The following is a 17,180-nucleotide window of genomic DNA, read 5'->3' on the forward strand; positions in this document are numbered from 1 at the left end:
TGGCCGGTTTCCCTCACCCGATGGAGCGGTGATTTAAAGGATGTTTTTACGTCTTGCAAGTGCGAGTCATTCTCAATAACCGTTCGCAACATCATTCACCGACTCGCAGGGCTAACGCCATGATCACTACCCGCCGGGTACTTTCTCTTTCGACGTCACTCGCCCTGATCACCCTCGCTCCGGTTCAGGCACGCGCCCAGACAGGCAATGCCCCGTCTACCGGTCAGGATCTGGGACCTCACGCGCCTCAGAACGTGCAAAACAGGCACACGCCGACTGGCAGCGCACACGCTTCTCCCCCTTCAGCACGTGCGGCAGCGAGCACAACGACCGCGACCGGAGCCGCGCAACTGGCGCGCGCAGAAGCACGGTCCGGCACCGTAACCCGCAGCAACGGCAACGAGATCACCCTGCCGAGCGTGAAGGTTCATGGAACGAACGAAATCGCCGTGCCGCAGGCGAGCTCAACACTGACCCGTAATGACATGCTCCGTGTCGCCCCTACCGAGCCCTACATGATCCTCACCGGGCTGCCGGGCGTCTATTTCCAGAATGATGGCTCCCCCTCCCTCGCGATTTCCATACGCGGCATGCAGGATTTCGGGCGTGTAAATGTCATGGTGGATGGCGCTAGGCAGGACTTCCAGACCAGCAGCCATGGCGCGAATGGCAGTGTCTATGTCGACCCGGCTCTGCTTGCAGGGCTGGATGTCTCTCGTGGCACGGTCTCGACCGCTGATGGTGCGGGTGCCATCGCAGGCGTTGTGAACATGCACACGCTGGGCGTTGATGATCTGGTCGATTCAGGCAAACGCTACGGTGTGATGGCGCGCGCACTGGGCGGCACCAATAATTATGATGGTTCGGGCGTGGTCGGCGCGGGTGTCAGGGTACGCCCCTGGCTGGGTCTGGCCGCAGCCTTCAGCATGCGCAGCTCGGGCGATTACGAGGATGGCGCCGGCACGCGCATTCCCGATACCTACCAGCGTATGCAGTCCGGCCTGTTCAAGATCGACATCAAGCCCGGCATGGACCAAAGCCTGACCCTGGGGACAGTGATCTATCACAATGAATTCGGACAGGGCACCGAAGGCATCTATGCGGGCAACAAGATACAGAACAACCAGGGCAATCTGGAGTATCGCTTCACACCGCACGACAACAAACTCATCTCGCTGCACGTCAAGGGCTATGTGGTCTCCACCGGGCTGGACAATGCCATGCCGGCCTACCGCGCCATCACCCTCGCCGCGGCCAATCTGACGAAATACAACCTGACCACGCTGGGCTTCGAGGCGGACAACACCTCGCAATTCCCGATTGGCCCCGTGCTCGCCTCGCTCAATTATGGCGGCGAGTACTATCATGACTCCGTCAAGACAAAGGACCAGACCGGATATGAAGGGTCCACCCCCTCCGGCGGGCGCGGGGTTGGCAGCGCCTTCACACAGCTCGCCCTGAACTGGAAAATCGTGCAGCTGACGGGCGCCCTGCGCTACGACACCTATCATGCCTCTGGCAGCGGGGTTAATGAGGCCTCAGGCTTCACGTCAGTCAATGCGGGTGCCTTCAGCGCCTTCCGAGGCGCCGATGCCGTCAATCCCAAGGTGACATTGGCTGTCACGCCGGTGCATGGCCTGCAGCTTTATGGCAGCTACGGTCTCGGTTTTCGCCCGCCCGCCGTCACCGAGATGTTCATGGCCAGCTCGCATCCGGGTCTTGGCTTCCTCAAATTCATTCCCAATCCCAATCTCGCGCCTGAGCAGACCTATGGCTGGGAAATTGGTGCCAAGCTACATTATCGTGACGTGCTGACGGATGGCGATAAGGTAACGTTCGACGGCGATTATTTCGACACGCGCATCAAGAACTATATCGCCCAGACGCGTGTGATCGGGCGTCCGGCGGCTGGCTCCTATATCCCGACCTACGGGTATTTCTACCAGAACATGGCGGGTAACACCTTCACGCACGGCTTCGAGGGGCAGGCGCGCTACGATAACCGCCTGGTCTTTGCAACGCTGTCCTACACCAATACGACCACAAAGCTGCCGCGCGCCGATTACACCGGCTTCGGCGCCATGCTCACCACGCCGCCACGTTCGGTTCTGGCAGGGACGGTCGGGCTGCATCTTTTCGACAACAAGCTCTCGCTCGGTGCCCGTATCCGGGCCGCCACCCAAACGCTGGGCAGGCCCTCAAGCAGCACGGCGCTCTACCCCAAGCAAGGCGGTTATGTGGTGTTCGACATGTTCGGCTCTTACCAGATCACCCATCAGATTCAGGCGTTCATCAATGCCGACAACATCACCAATCGTCGGTATTACACGAGCCAGATCTCGACCATTCCCAATCAAGGCCTGACCGTCATGGGGGGGCTGAATTTCGCTCTCTCCCGCTGAGCGCAGCTTCCTGCCCCGCTAGGTATTGAGAGCGGAGGATGCGCCTCTTGCCTTTGAGTTCGGGGTGCGGCAATGGCGCGGCAAACGACAAGGAGCCGCGCCATGAACGCCCCGTCCCAGCCCCATACCAGCGCTACAGCCAATCTCGAGCACAAACTCGGGCGTGTGGTCAGACGGTATCTTCACGGCTTCTCAGGTCTGTTTGTTCTCTTCGTCCTCAAGCAGGGCTGGGCCTGCCTGTTCGGAGGGCTGATGCTGGCGGCCATTCTGGTCTCACACTGGGTTTGGTCACCCCAATGGGTGATTGCCCGTTACGACGCGCTTTTCCTGTTCGCCATCGCAACCCAGATCCTGTTTCTTGTCTTCAGGCTCGAAACCGGAAGAGAAGCCCTGATCATTCTTGCCTTCCATATCACGGGCACGGCCATGGAATGGTTCAAGGTGTCCGCCGGATCATGGACCTATCCCGAGCCCGGTTTCTTCAAGATCCTTCATGTGCCGCTCTTTTCGGGCTTCATGTATGCCTCGGTGGGCAGTTACATGGCGCGTGTCATACGCCTTTTCGATATGCGCTTCGAACCTTATCCGGATTTCAGGCTTTCACTGCTCCTGGCGCTTGCCATCTATGCCAATTTCTTCACGCACCATTATCTTCCGGACCTGCGCTGGCTGCTTGTTCTCGCGACCGTTCTTCTTTATCGGCACTGCGTCATCCATTATCGGATCATCGATTTTTTCTGGCGCATGCCCTTGCCTTTGGCCGCCTTCTTCTCAAGCGTTGCCCTGTGGATTGCGGAAAATATCGGCACCTTCACCGGAACATGGCTCTACGCAAAGCGTGATTTTACATGGGTCGTCCATCCCCAGAAACTCGTTTCCTGGTATCTGCTGCTATACGTCGCCTTCATCACGGTCACACTACTTCTGCGGCCTGATCGTCCGCGACATCTCGCAAACGCGGTGGAGACAGGAGGGTAGTGAGACCGACGGAGAAAAATTTGCTCCCCCCTCGACATGAAAGCCTGGGGCGTCTGCACTCAATGGGGCTGTGTCTGCTTGTCGTGACGCTAGGTCTGTGTTGCCGCCTTGCCCCTCTTGGCTTGCCTCTAATTGTCAGGAAATGGAGCGGATCCATCCTCTGGGGGGCCATGTTCTGGTTCCTTGCCCTGCTGCTCACAGGTGGGAAATCCTTGAGGCGCACGCTTTTTCTCGCCGCCCTTGGAGCCGGCACCAGCGAATGTATCAAGCTGGCTCATTGTGAAGCTCTGGAAACGTTAAGGCGCAATAGTGTGGGACATTTCCTGCTGGGGCAGCAATTCTCGTGGCTCAACCTAATCGCCTATATCACGGGAATTGCGTTCGCGCTGGCCGCAACCCGCGCACTTAAAGCGAGATCAGAGAGGCCTGTTTAGAGTTTTACTATATGACAGAGTGATGAATGTTTTGTTTCCGATCTGATTTTAATAAAACCATAATACTTTGACACGTCCTGTCACGATAATGACCAGCCGCATCGTGACCCTCTCGGACGAAACGGCTCCTTTCAATGAAACTCAGACATCGTCTCATTATCTCGGCCAGCCTTCCGGCCCTGCTTGTCGCAACGCATCCCACGGCGATGGCCCAGAATGTTACGGTTGCACAGCGTGACGCGGCTCAGCCCGAGCAGAAAAAAACGCGAAAGCTTCAATCAGCAGGCAGACGTGCAGTCCCAACAGCTGTCACGCCAAAAACCTCAGTCGAGGCAAAATCGCCTGAGTCGATCATCGTGCTTGGCGCTGGTCAGGCCCGCGAAACACAGACGATCTCCCGTACGGCCATTCAGGAATACACACCGGGTACGAGCCCGTTCAAGGCGCTGTCGAAACTGCCGGGTGTCATGTTCACCTCGTCCGATCCGCTCGGCTCCTATGAATGGTCGCAGCAGATCATCATTCGTGGCTTTGACCAAAGCCGGCTTGGCTTTACCTTTGATGGCGTCCCGCTGGGCAATCTGGCCTATGGCAACGATAACGGGCTTTCCATCGGTCGCGCCTTGCAAACCGAGAATAACGGCCCCGCCACGCTGACGCAGGGCGCAGGGGCTGTGGGTGTTGCAGCATCCAACGACCTCGGTGGTGCGCTTCAATTCACCTCCATCGATCCGTCAGACAAGTTCGGCGCCGATGTCAGCGGTACAATCGGCTCTGCCTCGACCTGGCGGACCTTCGCTCGCATTAATAGCGGTCTGCTCAAGGGCGGCGGCAAGTTCTACGTGTCCTATGACCATCAGGATGCGAATAAATGGAAGGGTGACGGCGTGCAGCGCCAGGACCAGGCCAATGCGAAATATGTCCAGCCTCTGGGTGATAACCTGAAACTGACTGTTTTTGGTGACTGGTCCAAGCGCGCCGAGAACGACTATCAGGATCTCTCCCTCGCCCAGATCAAGACCTACGGCTATAATCTCGACAATATCACAGGCAACTACGCCCGCGCGAAGCAGATTGCCTACGCCTATCAGAATGGCACCGCCTTTCCCAAGGGCATCGAAAATCAGGATACCGTCTATTATAACGCAGGCGGCCTGCGCGAGGACGCCATGGGCTATGGCAAGCTCGATTTCCGGGTCAATAATCGCCTTTCCGGCTATGTCATGGGTTATGGCCACACCAACACAGGTGAAGGCGTGTGGGTTACGCCCTATACGGCAACACCCGCACAGCTTGGCGGCTCCCCTCTTTCCACCCGCACGACGGAATACGATATCCATCGCGCCGGTTTCATTGGCAGCCTGACATACAAGATTGCCAACCATGCCATCGAGGGCGGCTTCTGGTTCGAAAACAACAATTTCAATCAGGCACGCCGGTTCTACCCGCTGGCACTGGATGGTTCGCCCTCCTCGACGCACTGGTATCGTGACAACGCCTTCGCTACGCAGTGGCAGAGTGCCTTCAACACCAAAACCTATCAGGTCCATCTGGGTGATACCTGGAAGATTACACCGAAGCTGAAGGTCAATTACGGCTTCAAGTCGCTGATCGTGGACAACACGGCTCGCGCCATGAACGGCAGCTATCTGGGCACCCCCATGCCCACGGCTTATCCCTCGGGCTCGCTCAACGCCACCAATGGCTTCCTGCCTCAGGTCGGTGCGAATTATCGGTTCAACCATAACCACGAAATCTTCGTGGATTATGCGCGCAACATGGCTGCCTTCGATAGCGCCCAGACCTCGGGGCCTTTCTCGACCACAGTTGCCGGTTTCCAGGCGCTTCAGGGCAAGCTGAAGCCCGAAATGTCCAACACGGAAGAACTCGGCTACCGCTATCACACCAAGACATTCCAGGCGACCGTGACAGGCTACTATGTCGAATTCGGCAATCGCCTGCTGGCTGTGACGCAGGGTGTGGGTATTCAGGGTAACGCCTCTGTTCTGTCGAATGTCGGCGGGGTGATCTCACGCGGTATCGATACAGCCGTGAACTGGCAATTCGCGCCCAACTGGTCGATTTTCGCTTCCTATGCCTTCAACAACTCCTTCTATGAGGATGATGTGATGGCTGATGGCAAGGTCTCGGCCGCCATCAAGGGCAAGAACGTGGTCGGCATGCCGCGCAATCTGGCCAATGTGCAGCTCGGCTATGATGACGGGCAGATCTGGGGCAATGTGCTCATGCAGATCCAGGATCGTCGTTACTACACCTATACGAACGATGCCTATGTACCGGCCAATGACGTGTTCAACCTGAATCTCGGCTATCGCTTCAAGAGCCATAATTTCTGGCTCCGCGGTCTGGATACGCAGATCAACGTCTCCAACCTGTTCAACAAGCGCTATGTGGCGACAGTGGGCAGCAACGGCTTTATCAATTCCGATCCGTCCGGCACATTCCAGACGCTTCAGGCCGCAGCCCCGCGCATGGTTTTCTTCACGATCCGCAAGCACTTCAACTGAGTTCCGGAGCAGTCAGCATGAAACCCAGCCGTCGGCATTTCCTTCATCTCGGTGCTGCCGCGCTGGCAGGGACCATGTTGCCAGAAAACCTGCGTCAGGCCCTCGCCATCCCTGCCAATCGTGAAACCGGCACGATCAGGGATGTCCAGCATGTCGTTATCCTGATGCAGGAAAACCGTGCCTTTGATCACTACTTTGGCACCTTGCGTGGCGTGCGTGGTTTTGGCGACCCGCGCGCCGAGAAGCAGGCGGATGGGAGCCCGGTCTTTGCCCAGAAGGACGCAAAAGGCCGGGCCATATGGCCTTTCCTGTTTGATACGATCCATACCTCGGCGGCCTGCCTCAAAAGCCTTGACCATAGCTGGAAAGGCACCCAGGCCGCGTGGAACGAGTGGGATGGCTGGGTCCCTCATAAAAGCCCGATGACGATGGGGTATTTTACCCGCGCAGAAATTCCCTATTACTACGCGCTGGCCGACGCCTTCACCATTTGCGACGCCTATCACGCTTCCATCTTCGGCCCGACCAATCCCAACCGACTCTATTTCTTTACCGGTACAAACGGCCTTGCCGTCGGCGCTGATGGCAAACAGGCGGTCGAGAATGTCGATGACGGCAACTGGTCTGCCGATATGGCGCACGACAATCCTGCCTTCACACCTTTTGACTGGACGACCTATCCCGAGCGCCTTCAGGAGGCCGGGGTGACCTGGAAATTCTACCAGGAATACGACAATTTTGGCGACAATCCCCTCGCCTCCTTCAGGCAGTTCCGTAATCTCGACAAGCAGGACTGGCGCTATCGTCAGGCGCGCGCTGTCGTTCCGGGCTCAAACAAGGAGAACATGCACGAACTGGAAGGGCGCTACCTGCTGGAGGCTTTCGAGAAAGACATTGCCGATGAAACGCTGCCTCAGGTGTCGTGGATCGTCCCACCGGCGGCCCTTTCGGAGCATCCCGAAGCGCCGCCCGGCTTTGGCGAGCATCTGATTTCCAAGCTGATCGACATTTTCGTTCGACATCCCGACACATGGGCCAAGACCGTTTTCATTCTGAATTACGATGAGAATGACGGGTTTTTCGACCATGTACCGCCGCCTGTTCCCTCAACGCAGACAGCAACTCGCCAGCTTCCGGACGGTGAGGCCTATCACGGCGAGCCGGTCGGCCTCGGGCCTCGCGTACCCGCCCTGATCATTTCGCCCTGGACAAAAGGTGGGTGGGTCAATTCACAGGTCTTCGACCATACGTCGGTCATCCGGTTTCTGGAGCAGCGGTTCAATGTGCCCTGCCCGACCATCACACCCTGGCGCCGTGCGGTTTGCGGCGATCTGACCTCTGCCTTCGATTTCAGCAAGCCTGATGCGAAGTGGTCCGTGGCTCTTCCTGATACGAGCGCGTATCTGCCCCAGACACGAATTTCCTGTGCACACCCACCTCCGCTCGTACCTGAGCATGGTAGCCTGCCCCTGCAGGAGGCCGGTCAGCGTCCGAGCCGGGCTCTGCCTTATCGCTTCGCCGTCACAAGCCACGCCGATGCGCCGACGAAACTGGTCTTTGCCAACACGGCCGAGCAGGGTGTGGTTTTTCGTATCCGTCAGACGGGTGAGGCAAGCCAACATCTGACCGTTGCAGGCAAGACAACCACTATGTTCCACTGTGCCGCCTCAGGCACGGTCGAGATCTATGGGCCGAACGGGTTCTACCATCTCCATGATCCCGAGAGCCGCATTGGCCTGACTTCACAGGCGAACGGAAACAGCCTGCATCTGTCCTTGAACTGCGCGGGACAGGGGACCGGTGCAGACGAACCCGTCGTGCTCCTGCTCATCGATCACTACACCGGGCAGCGACAGGACCTTTCCGTACAACCGGGGCGGATTTTGCACCTTACCATACCGGTTGCCGTGAGTGACCACTGGTACCATGTCGATTGCGTCACCCGTTCGGGCAAGCTTGTTCTCTCTCTCGCGGGTCATGTCGAAAACGGATCGCCCAGCCGGTCGGACCCGCATTTCGGGCGTGGGAACCCGGCCTGAAAGCCTGTCTCTTCGGGATAACGACGTGCGTAATCGTTAGCGAGAACGACACAGCCATAGTCGCCAGAACAGGGACAGGGCCTCATGAAGGCGCGACCCTTTCGCTCCCGAGCGCGTGGGGCACGTCTGTGCCGTCTCACGCCTGCGCACCCGAGCCTGTCAGCGCTGTCGCAAAATAGACGCAAGGAAAAGCCAAACTATAGACCAGGACCCGCGCAGCATTGACAGCACGGGTCGGAAAGCTAGGGTCCAGTCCGATGGTGTCCCGGAGACGGGATGAAAAGGGAACATGGTCGAACGCCATGACTGCCCCCGCAACTGTAGGTGAAGAGTGTGCGAACGTGGACCCGCCAAGGGTTCAGCCACTGGGACTATCCCCCCGGGAAGGCCAGTTCGCACATCATGACGCACAAGTCAGGAGACCTGCCATCACACGGGGTCACGGACGAGAACCGGCGGGCGGGGTGTCCTGCAGGTGGCAGGGGAAACGCTGCCCATCGTAGTGACGTGAACACGGGATAGAACACATAACATGCGCCCCATGCGCTCACTCAGGGCTTGTCTTCTGGCCGGCATCTCGCTCGCGCCTGCACTTGGCCTTCTGCCGCTTTTACCTGCTGCCCTCGCTCAGGAGCAAGGCAGCAACGACGAGTACATTACGGCTCATGGTGAGAGTACCGGCCTCAAGGCACGCCCAGCCATAGGCGGCCGGCTCGGACTCAGCCTCCAGCATAATCCGGCCTCGATCTCGATCATCGATCAGAAGATCATCTCGCAGCGCGGCTATGTGCATGCCGAAGATGCTGCCGATTTCGCACCGGGTGTGACCTCCGGTGGCTCGCCCGGCAATCCGGCCCAGCTCATGATGCGCGGTTTCAGCGGCAACCAGGTGCTGATCCTGCGCGACGGTTTCTATTTTGGTCCCACGACCATGGTGAACCGGCCGCTCAACGCCTTCAACCTTGAGGCGGTCGAGATCCTGAAAGGCCCCTCCTCCGTTCTTTATGGCCAGGGTGCCGTCGGCGGTACCGTGGATATGCGCACGCGTACGCCGGACATGGATCATGTGCGTGCCAACGCCCTGCTCTCCTACGGGAGCTTCAATAGCTGGAATGCAGGCATTGGCGGGTCAGTGCCCCTCACCCGTACCCTGGCGATACGAAGCGACTTCAGCCGGACCTCGTCTGATGGCTATGTCAAAGGCGCCAACCCGCGCAGCAATGACTGGACCACCACGCTCCTGTGGCATCCAGACGCGAAGTTCACGGCACGTTTTACCGTCGATTACCTGACCGATAATCTCTCGACCTATTACGGTGCGCCGCTCGTACCGGGCTCTGCTGTAAAAGACGCAGCTGGTGGGCTGCTCCATTCAACTCAGGGACTTGTCATCAGCCGCGCGTCGCTGTGGCGCAACTACAACGTGGCCAACCCACGGGCGAGCTCCGTCAATGCGACGCCAACGCTGCATCTGGACTGGGCTGCCAGCGACCACATCTCGCTGCATGACAAGGCCTATTTCCTTTATGCCAAACGTCGCTGGGACAATGCCGAGACCTACAGCTATATCGCGTCACCCGGCGCCACTAATGCGAGCGGACAGGCAATCACGCCCGGCCGGGTCGGCCGCGATCGCTTCTATGTCTATCAGAACCAGCATCAGCTTGGAGACAGTGTCGATGCCCGTTTCGATTATCCCCTGTTCGGGTTACGCAATCGCCTCGTGATTGGCGGAGATGCCTACTACATTCGCTTCATCCGCAATCGCGGCTTTCCCGATGCGGATTATGCCGACAGCGTCTCATTGACGAGCCCTGAAGGTGGCGCACTCGGGTCATTTGCCGGGGAGTATCCCTACCGTAAATCTCCCACGACCATGATCGACGCGGGCCTCTTTCTTGAGGATACCCTCTCGATCACCGACAGGCTGCGGCTGGTGGGAGGGTTCAGATATGACTGGCTTTCACTCGACAGGCAGAACTTTAACCAGAATGGCGAGTTCAATGCGTCCACCAGCTTCAAGGGGCATTACAATCCGGCCAATTTCCGCATAGGTCCGGTTTTCGACCTGTTGCCCAATCTGAGCCTGTATGGGGTTTATACCACGGCTGAAGACCCACCGGGCTCCAATCTCTTCCTTGCCAATCGAGGGCAATTCTCCCGATTGAGTCACTCACGTCAGGGAGAGATTGGGCTCAAGGCAAGCGCTCTCTCGGGACGGCTCGTCACAACCCTGTCCTTCTTCGATATCCGTAGGACGAGGGTGCTGGTCCAGACCGGACAGGACAGTGTCTCGACAGCCGGCAGCCAGAAATCGCGCGGTCTGGAGTGGCAGGCCGATTGGCGCATTGACCGGCACTGGAGCGTCTCGGGGAACGTGGCCTATACCTATGCCCGTTACGGCACGTTCTTCCCGAATGCCGCGACCGATGCGAGCGGCAATCAGGTTCCGGACGTCCCGGCGGTAACGGCCAATCTATGGGGCGTATGGTCGAACGTTTTCGACCTGCCGCTCGATCTGGGCGCGGGCATGCGTTACGTCTCTGCACGCAAGGGTGATTACGCCAATACTCTCACGCTCAAGAACTATGCACTCGTAAACGTGTTTGCCGGCTGGCACGTCTGTGAGGGGATCACCCTGTATGGCCGGATCGATAATCTTGCCAACAAGCATTACGTGCAATGGGCGGACACCAGCTATCCAAGCGAGGTCCTGATCGGCGCGCCGCGCTCCTTCACGGTCAGCATGCAGGCCTCCTTATGAAAGTATGGGAGGCGTGATGCCTCCCTCGTCATCCAGACGGGGACCACCTCCCCTTGCTGAACGTCCCGTGTGTCATCCAACCCAATAACGCTTGTCTATAGAACGCGACGGGTCAGACAGCGCCGTGTTTCCGTTCGGGTGTTGCGAAAAGCGCGATGAGACGTGAAACGCGTCGCGTGAGGCGCGGATGGGTAGACATGATCTCCACCACAAAGCCAGCCATGCCCGGCACCTGTGCCTCCTGCTCGGCAAAAGCCTCAGCATTCATCGACGTATTGAGGCGCCGTGCTCCGCAAGCGAGCATCTGCAAGGCCCCTACACCGTCACGATAATCCGGCAGTATCGAAGCGCCTACGGCATCGCAGCTATACTCGCGTCCGCGCGAATAGGCATGGTAAAGGAGCGGTACCAGATAGGCCGGCGCACGAAGGAAAGTCTTGAAGCCATCAAGATGCCCCAGCACATGATGGGCAATCTCATGACCCATGATGAAGCGGAGCTGCGCATCTGTGTCTGTCTCGATGATAGCCGATGTCAGGAACACATAGCGCCCACGAAGCAGGCGTATGGCAAAGGCGTTCGTGATACCGTGCGAGTTGTAGATGAAGGCACGAGGCACCTCTTGCAGGCCGAGCCTTTGGCTGACTTCAGCAAAGGTCGCATGGAGTTCAGGGAACTGCCTCGAGGAGAGGGCTACCATGTTGCCAAGCGCATAGGCCCGATAAAGCGCTGCTGCGACAAGACTGATCGCGCCGAGCACGCCGAGATAGAGAGCGATCACCACGAGTTGGGCCAGACCGTTCGGGCGCACAAGCGCAACCATGACAAAAGCAGCCAACAGAATGAGCCAGACAGCGGTCCCAAGAACTGTCAGGGTCCCACCGTAAAGTCTTTCCTTGGCATGGCGATATTGTTTTATGTCAGATGTCATGGCTGTGTGATGCCCTTCTTCTCGTTATAGTTCTATGAGCAAGACAAGCAGTATCAACAGGCGGAATAATCTGCATGTGATTTACCGTTTCATCCAGGTTTGCGAGACATAATGCGTCTGGGGGGACCATCGACCCTTGTGATCATTTCCCTTGGTTCAGGTATTAAGCTATCTTTTCGTGCGAAACGGAAAGGACAGGTATGAACGATTTTACGGCGCTCATTGCGGATCTGGGTTTATTCGTCTGTGTTCCCTGGATCCTGTGGCGTCTGCTCGGTCGCGCCATACCCATTGCCGTGATCCCGATCCTCATCGGCATTCTCGCCGCCGTATGGCATCTGCCTCTCAAATCCGTCGGCGTCCCGTCATTCTACGGTGATACGATAGGCTGGGTCGCAGTTCTCGTCCTCGCTTTTACCGCGGGGATGGAAATGTGGCAGCATCCTGAGGGCGACAACCGTGAAAGCCAGATACCGGCACCCAGCCTGCCTCGCCTCCTGGGAGGAGCAGCTTCGGCGCTGGGCGGTCCCTTTCTCATCGGCACGGTACTCGTTTATTACTTTTTTCTGCCACTCCCAGGCTGGCATGCACCAGCCGTTTCCCCGCTCATTGGCGCGGCTTCCATCGGATTGTGTATCGCCGTCAGTGCGCTTCCAGTCCTCATAGGCATCGTTCGCGAGTTGCCCGTTCGAGACAAGCCAATCGGGCAGCTCGCTCTGAAATTGGCCGTAATCGATGACGCAACGCTATGGATCGGTCTGGCTCTGCTGCAATTCGCTGCGGAACGACAATCAGCGATGCACAGCTGGGGTCTCAGGCAATGCGTTGCCTTGCTCCTTCTGATTGGCCTCGGTCTCGTCGGCTCACTCGCGTCACGTCACGTCCGCAATCCGCCAAAAGCCCTGATCTGGGCAGTCGTACCGATTTATCTCAGCCTTGGTTCCTGGGCCAGCATGACGCTCGGTTTACACGAATTGATCGGGGCGTATTTCGCAGGAGCCTTTATGCCTCCCTCATGGGTAAGGCGTCTGCCGTTCGAAGCGATCTCGACCTTTTGCCTTATCTGGATTGCACCGCTGTTCTTCGGACATAGTGGTCTGCGTATCGATGGCGACGCCCTTACCTGGCCGTCGGTTCTTGCCTCTCTCTCGCTTGTGGCCATATCAATCGTCGCCAAGATTGGCTCGATCTACGCCTTCCCCCCCTCGTCCAGCCTTTCGAGGCGTCAGACACTCGGGCTTGGCGCACTCCTGCAGTGCAAGGGTCTCATGGAAATCGTCGCAGCAACCATACTCCACGAGCAGGGTATGCTCTCGGAATTTGCCTTTGCCTCGCTCATGGTTCTGGCCGTTATCTCCACGTTGCTGACTGGCCCGATGTTCCACCTTTTCAAACCAAGATCCGTCTGATCAAGCGGAGGCATCGCCGGCGTTTCAAACTGGCGCGCCACGGCCTTCGGCGGTGAGGCTAGTCGTCACAACTGGTGGCGCTTCATTGCCTGAGACGGGCCAAGCGCACTCGCGCAGGTGATGGTTCGGCCGCACGGATACCGCGCCAATATTCCGGTTTCTGCCATCTATTAATGGTATCTCGATTCCTGCGGCGCAGACGTCGTGCGCCATCCTCCCTCGCCCGGACGAGAAGAGAAATCGCGAACGTGACGACCGCCATCAAGGCAGAGATCTGCAACCGAACCACAGATGCCGAATGGGTCGCTTGGGAAGCACGGCGTAAACGGCGATGCGATGCTGCGACACAGGTCCAGACTTTTACACGGGCCCTGTCGCCTAGTCTGGCCGAGCTCTACCGTGCGACGATTACCAGACTTGACGAGAGCCCAAGCCACCCTTCCGTTGTCCTGCACTCTTTGGGAACCAAGCGGAGGATCTCATCGGCCACATTTCCATTACCTGGGACACTAAACGTGTAGATCACCAGAGCACCAGAGCACCAGAGCACCAGAGCACCAGAGCACCAGAGTACGATAGGGGGCAGATTGAATGCGCTGTCAAACGCGGGCTTTGGGTGTAAGGCCTGGAACGCCAAAAACGCCTCGGGCACTGAAGCTGAGGCCTTGCGTCTGGATTGTGTATTGTGTGGGTATTTTGGTTGCGGGGGCAGGATTTGAACCTGCGGCCTTCAGGTTATGAGCCTGACGAGCTACCGGGCTGCTCCACCCCGCGGGGGTGGTGGTGTGTTTTGTGGGGTGGATCAGGGGACCTGGCGGCGACCGACTTTTCCGCATCTTGAGATGCAGTATCATAGGCGCTGGGGCGTTTCACGGCCGAGTTCGGGATGGGATCGGGTGGAAGTCTCCCGCCATAGCCACCAGGTCTTCTGATCCACCCGACAACTGTGTGTCGGTGTGGAGGTTGGTGTTTGTGTATGATGAGTGTGATTGCGTGGATGATTGCTATGCATGTGTATGCTCTCTTTTGGAGAGCGTTGTGTGAGCGATATGGGCGATTAGGACCGGTTAGCTTCACGTGTTACCACGCTTCCACACCCGGCCTATTGACGTGATGGTCTTTCACGGCCCTGTGAGACCTAGTTTTGAGGTGGGTTTCCCGCTTAGATGCTTTCAGCGGTTATCCCGTCCATACTTAGCTACCCGGCTGTGCCGCTGGCGCGACAACCGGTACACCAGAGGTATGTTCATCCCGGTCCTCTCGTACTAGGGACAAATCCTCTCAAGTCTCATACACCCACGGCAGATAGGGACCGAACTGTCTCACGACGTTCTAAACCCAGCTCACGTACCACTTTAATCGGCGAACAGCCGAACCCTTGGGACCTGCTCCAGCCCCAGGATGTGATGAGCCGACATCGAGGTGCCAAACCTCCCCGTCGATGTGGACTCTTGGGGGAGATCAGCCTGTTATCCCTAGAGTACCTTTTATCCGTTGAGCGATGGCCCGTCCACGTGGGACCACCGGATCACTATGGCCGACTTTCGTCTCTGTTCGAGCTGTCACTCTCACAGTCAGGCGGGCTTATGCCATTGCACTCGACAGTCGGTTTCCGACCGACCTGAGCCCACCATCGCGCGCCTCCGTTACACTTTGGGAGGCGACCGCCCCAGTCAAACTGCCCACCATGCAGGGTCCCGGACCAGGCTAGACTGGTCTCGGTTAGACATCAGAAAAATTCAGGGTGGTATTTCAAGGACGGCTCCACCGGTACTGGCGTCCCGGGTTCGTAGCCTCCCACCTATCCTACACAGGATGTCTCTGATGCCACTGCAAAGCTGCAGTAAAGGTTCATAGGGTCTTTCCGTCTGACCGCGGGTACCCCGCATCTTCACGGGGAATTCAATTTCGCTGAGTCGATGCTGGAGACAGTGGGGAAGTCGTTACGCCATTCGTGCAGGTCGGAACTTACCCGACAAGGAATTTCGCTACCTTAGGACCGTTATAGTTACGGCCGCCGTTTACCGGGGCTTCAATTCAATGCTTGCACATCTCCTCTTAACCTTCCGGCACCGGGCAGGCGTCAGGCCGTATACGTCGTCTCTCGACTTCGCACAGCCCTGTGTTTTTACTAAACAGTCGCTACCCCCTGGTCTGTGCCACCCGCCTATGGTTGCCCACGGACGGGTCTCGCTTATCCCGAAGTTACACGAGCAATTTGCCTAGTTCCTTCAGCATCGTTCTCTCAAGCGCCTTGGTATTCTCTACCAGTCCACCTGTGTCGGTTTCGGGTACGGTCTATACGCCAGAGCTATTTCCTGGAATGCTCCAAAAGCCTGGTCAATCCAATAAGACCAGACAACATATCGCATTCGTCACTTCTGGCAGGCCCAGTAATATTCAACTGGTTCCCATCGACTACGGCTTTCGCCCTCGCCTTAGGGGCCGGCTCACCCTGCGTGGATTAACCTTGCGCAGGAACCCTTGGACTTTCGGCGACAGTGTTTCTCGCACTGTTTGTCGCTACTCATGTCAGCATTCGCACTTCCGATATCTCCAGAGAGGGTCACCCCGTCTCCTTCGCAGACCTACGGAACGCTCCGCTACCGCGCATATCAAAGATATGCACCCACAGCTTCGGCACGTGGCTTGAGCCCCGTTACATTTTCGGCGCAGGGTTTCTATTAGACCAGTGAGCTATTACGCTTTCTTTAAAGGATGGCTGCTTCTAAGCCAACCTCCTGGTTGTTTTGGAATCCCCACATCCTTTCCCACTTAGCCACGATTTGGGGGCCTTAGCTGGTGGTCTGGGCTGTTTCCCTCTCGACAATGGACCTTAGCACCCACTGTCTGTCTGCCACGCTCATACTCCTCGGTATTCGGAGTTTGGTTAGGTTTGGTAAGACTTTGGGTCCCCCTAGCCCATCCAGTGCTCTACCCCCGAGGGCAATACGTGACGATCTACCTCAATAGATTTCGCGGAGAACCAGCTATCTCCGAGTTTGATTGGCCTTTCACCCCTAGCCACAGCTCATCCCCGACTTTTTCAACAGGCGTGGGTTCGGCCCTCCAGTGCGTGTTACCGCACCTTCAGCCTGGCCATGGCTAGATCACTCGGTTTCGGGTCTTCTGCCAGCAACTCATTCGCCCTATTCAGACTCGCTTTCGCTACGCCTACACCTACCGGCTTAAGCTCGCTGCAAACAGAAACTCGCTGACCCATTATACAAAAGGTACGCCGTCACCCCATAAGAGGCTCCGACTGCTTGTAGGCATCCGGTTTCAGGTCTCTTTCACTCCCCTCATCGGGGTGCTTTTCACCTTTCCCTCACGGTACTTGTTCACTATCGGTCATCAGGGAGTATTTAGGCTTGGAGGGTGGTCCCCCCATGTTCAGACAGGGTTTCACGTGCCCCGCCCTACTCAAGAACCATCATGAACACTACGCATACGGGGCTATCACCCATTATCGCCGGACTTTCCAGACCGTTCTGCTTCTTTCACAATGATTACTGGCCTGCTCCGCGTTCGCTCGCCACTACTAGCGGAATCTCTGTTGATGTCTTTTCCTCCAGGTACTGAGATGTTTCAGTTCCCCGGGTTCGCCTCATACCCCTATGTATTCAGGGCATGATACCTATCGCTAGGTGGGTTTCCCCATTCAGATATCCACGGATCAAAGCTTGCTCGCAGCT

At 57.6% G+C, this 17,180-nt stretch carries 8 protein-coding genes, 1 tRNA gene, 2 rRNA genes and 1 riboswitch (1 of these 12 running past the window's edge); of the genes, 7 read left to right on the forward strand and 4 right to left on the reverse strand.

Annotation, left to right across the window (positions count from 1 at the left end; all coding sequences use genetic code 11):
• The first annotated feature begins 119 nt into the window (after positions 1-119).
• The 6 genes from Asbog_RS07960 (at position 120) to Asbog_RS07985 (ending at position 11,145) form a co-directional block, all read left to right on the forward strand.
• Positions 120-2,402, forward strand: coding sequence for a TonB-dependent receptor domain-containing protein (locus Asbog_RS07960; RefSeq protein ID WP_062164737.1), 2,283 nt, complete (start codon positions 120-122; stop codon positions 2,400-2,402).
• Positions 2,403-2,504: 102 nt separating this feature from the next.
• Positions 2,505-3,380, forward strand: a complete 876-nt coding sequence (locus tag Asbog_RS07965; RefSeq protein WP_083510781.1) for a DUF817 domain-containing protein — start codon at positions 2,505-2,507, stop codon at positions 3,378-3,380.
• 62 nt (positions 3,381-3,442) lie between these two features.
• Complete coding sequence (locus Asbog_RS14790; protein WP_083510782.1) at positions 3,443-3,814, forward strand: DUF2809 domain-containing protein; 372 nt, start codon at positions 3,443-3,445, stop codon at positions 3,812-3,814.
• A gap of 134 nt (positions 3,815-3,948) precedes the next feature.
• Positions 3,949-6,342, forward strand: coding sequence for a TonB-dependent receptor (locus Asbog_RS07975; RefSeq protein WP_062164739.1), 2,394 nt, complete (start codon positions 3,949-3,951; stop codon positions 6,340-6,342).
• A 17-nt stretch (positions 6,343-6,359) separates the two neighbouring features.
• Complete coding sequence (locus Asbog_RS07980) at positions 6,360-8,381, forward strand: phosphocholine-specific phospholipase C (protein WP_062164740.1); 2,022 nt, start codon at positions 6,360-6,362, stop codon at positions 8,379-8,381.
• A gap of 241 nt (positions 8,382-8,622) precedes the next feature.
• A riboswitch (cobalamin riboswitch) is annotated at positions 8,623-8,826 on the forward strand.
• An 87-nt stretch (positions 8,827-8,913) separates the two neighbouring features.
• A complete protein-coding gene (locus Asbog_RS07985; RefSeq protein WP_231944537.1) occupies positions 8,914-11,145 on the forward strand; it encodes a TonB-dependent receptor in 2,232 nt (743 codons plus the stop codon).
• Between the two features lie 112 nt (positions 11,146-11,257).
• On the opposite strand, the gene Asbog_RS07990 is transcribed toward Asbog_RS07985, so the two are convergent.
• On the reverse strand, positions 11,258-12,076 hold the full coding sequence (locus Asbog_RS07990; RefSeq protein ID WP_062164741.1) for a M48 family metallopeptidase: 819 nt from the start codon (positions 12,074-12,076) through the stop codon (positions 11,258-11,260).
• Positions 12,077-12,276: 200 nt separating this feature from the next.
• On the opposite strand from Asbog_RS07990, the gene Asbog_RS07995 reads away from it, so the two are divergent.
• Positions 12,277-13,485: a cation:proton antiporter gene (locus Asbog_RS07995; RefSeq protein ID WP_062164742.1), complete on the forward strand. Its 1,209-nt coding sequence runs from the start codon at positions 12,277-12,279 to the stop codon at positions 13,483-13,485.
• Positions 13,486-14,182: 697 nt separating this feature from the next.
• Here Asbog_RS07995 and Asbog_RS08000 read toward each other — a convergent pair.
• The 3 genes from Asbog_RS08000 to Asbog_RS08010 all read right to left on the reverse strand — a co-directional run.
• Positions 14,183-14,259: transfer RNA gene (locus tag Asbog_RS08000), tRNA-Met, on the reverse strand.
• A gap of 35 nt (positions 14,260-14,294) precedes the next feature.
• Positions 14,295-14,409 (reverse strand): 5S ribosomal RNA (rrf, locus tag Asbog_RS08005).
• Between the two features lie 113 nt (positions 14,410-14,522).
• Positions 14,523-17,180, reverse strand: a 23S ribosomal RNA gene (locus Asbog_RS08010); it runs 83 nt beyond the window's last position.

Origin of the sequence: Asaia bogorensis NBRC 16594 (assembly GCF_001547995.1) — a bacterium.
GTDB classification, from domain to species: Bacteria; Pseudomonadota; Alphaproteobacteria; order Acetobacterales; family Acetobacteraceae; genus Asaia; species Asaia bogorensis.

Coding starts and splice junctions, on each gene's coding strand:
- Asbog_RS07960 (WP_062164737.1), top strand. CDS start 120: ATGATCACTACCCGCCGGGTACTTTCTCTTTCGACGTCACTCGCCCTG.
- Asbog_RS07965 (WP_083510781.1), top strand. CDS start 2,505: ATGAACGCCCCGTCCCAGCCCCATACCAGCGCTACAGCCAATCTCGAG.
- Asbog_RS14790 (WP_083510782.1), top strand. CDS start 3,443: ATGGGGCTGTGTCTGCTTGTCGTGACGCTAGGTCTGTGTTGCCGCCTT.
- Asbog_RS07975 (WP_062164739.1), top strand. CDS start 3,949: ATGAAACTCAGACATCGTCTCATTATCTCGGCCAGCCTTCCGGCCCTG.
- Asbog_RS07980 (WP_062164740.1), top strand. CDS start 6,360: ATGAAACCCAGCCGTCGGCATTTCCTTCATCTCGGTGCTGCCGCGCTG.
- Asbog_RS07985 (WP_231944537.1), top strand. CDS start 8,914: ATGCGCCCCATGCGCTCACTCAGGGCTTGTCTTCTGGCCGGCATCTCG.
- Asbog_RS07990 (WP_062164741.1), bottom strand. CDS start 12,076: ATGACATCTGACATAAAACAATATCGCCATGCCAAGGAAAGACTTTAC.
- Asbog_RS07995 (WP_062164742.1), top strand. CDS start 12,277: ATGAACGATTTTACGGCGCTCATTGCGGATCTGGGTTTATTCGTCTGT.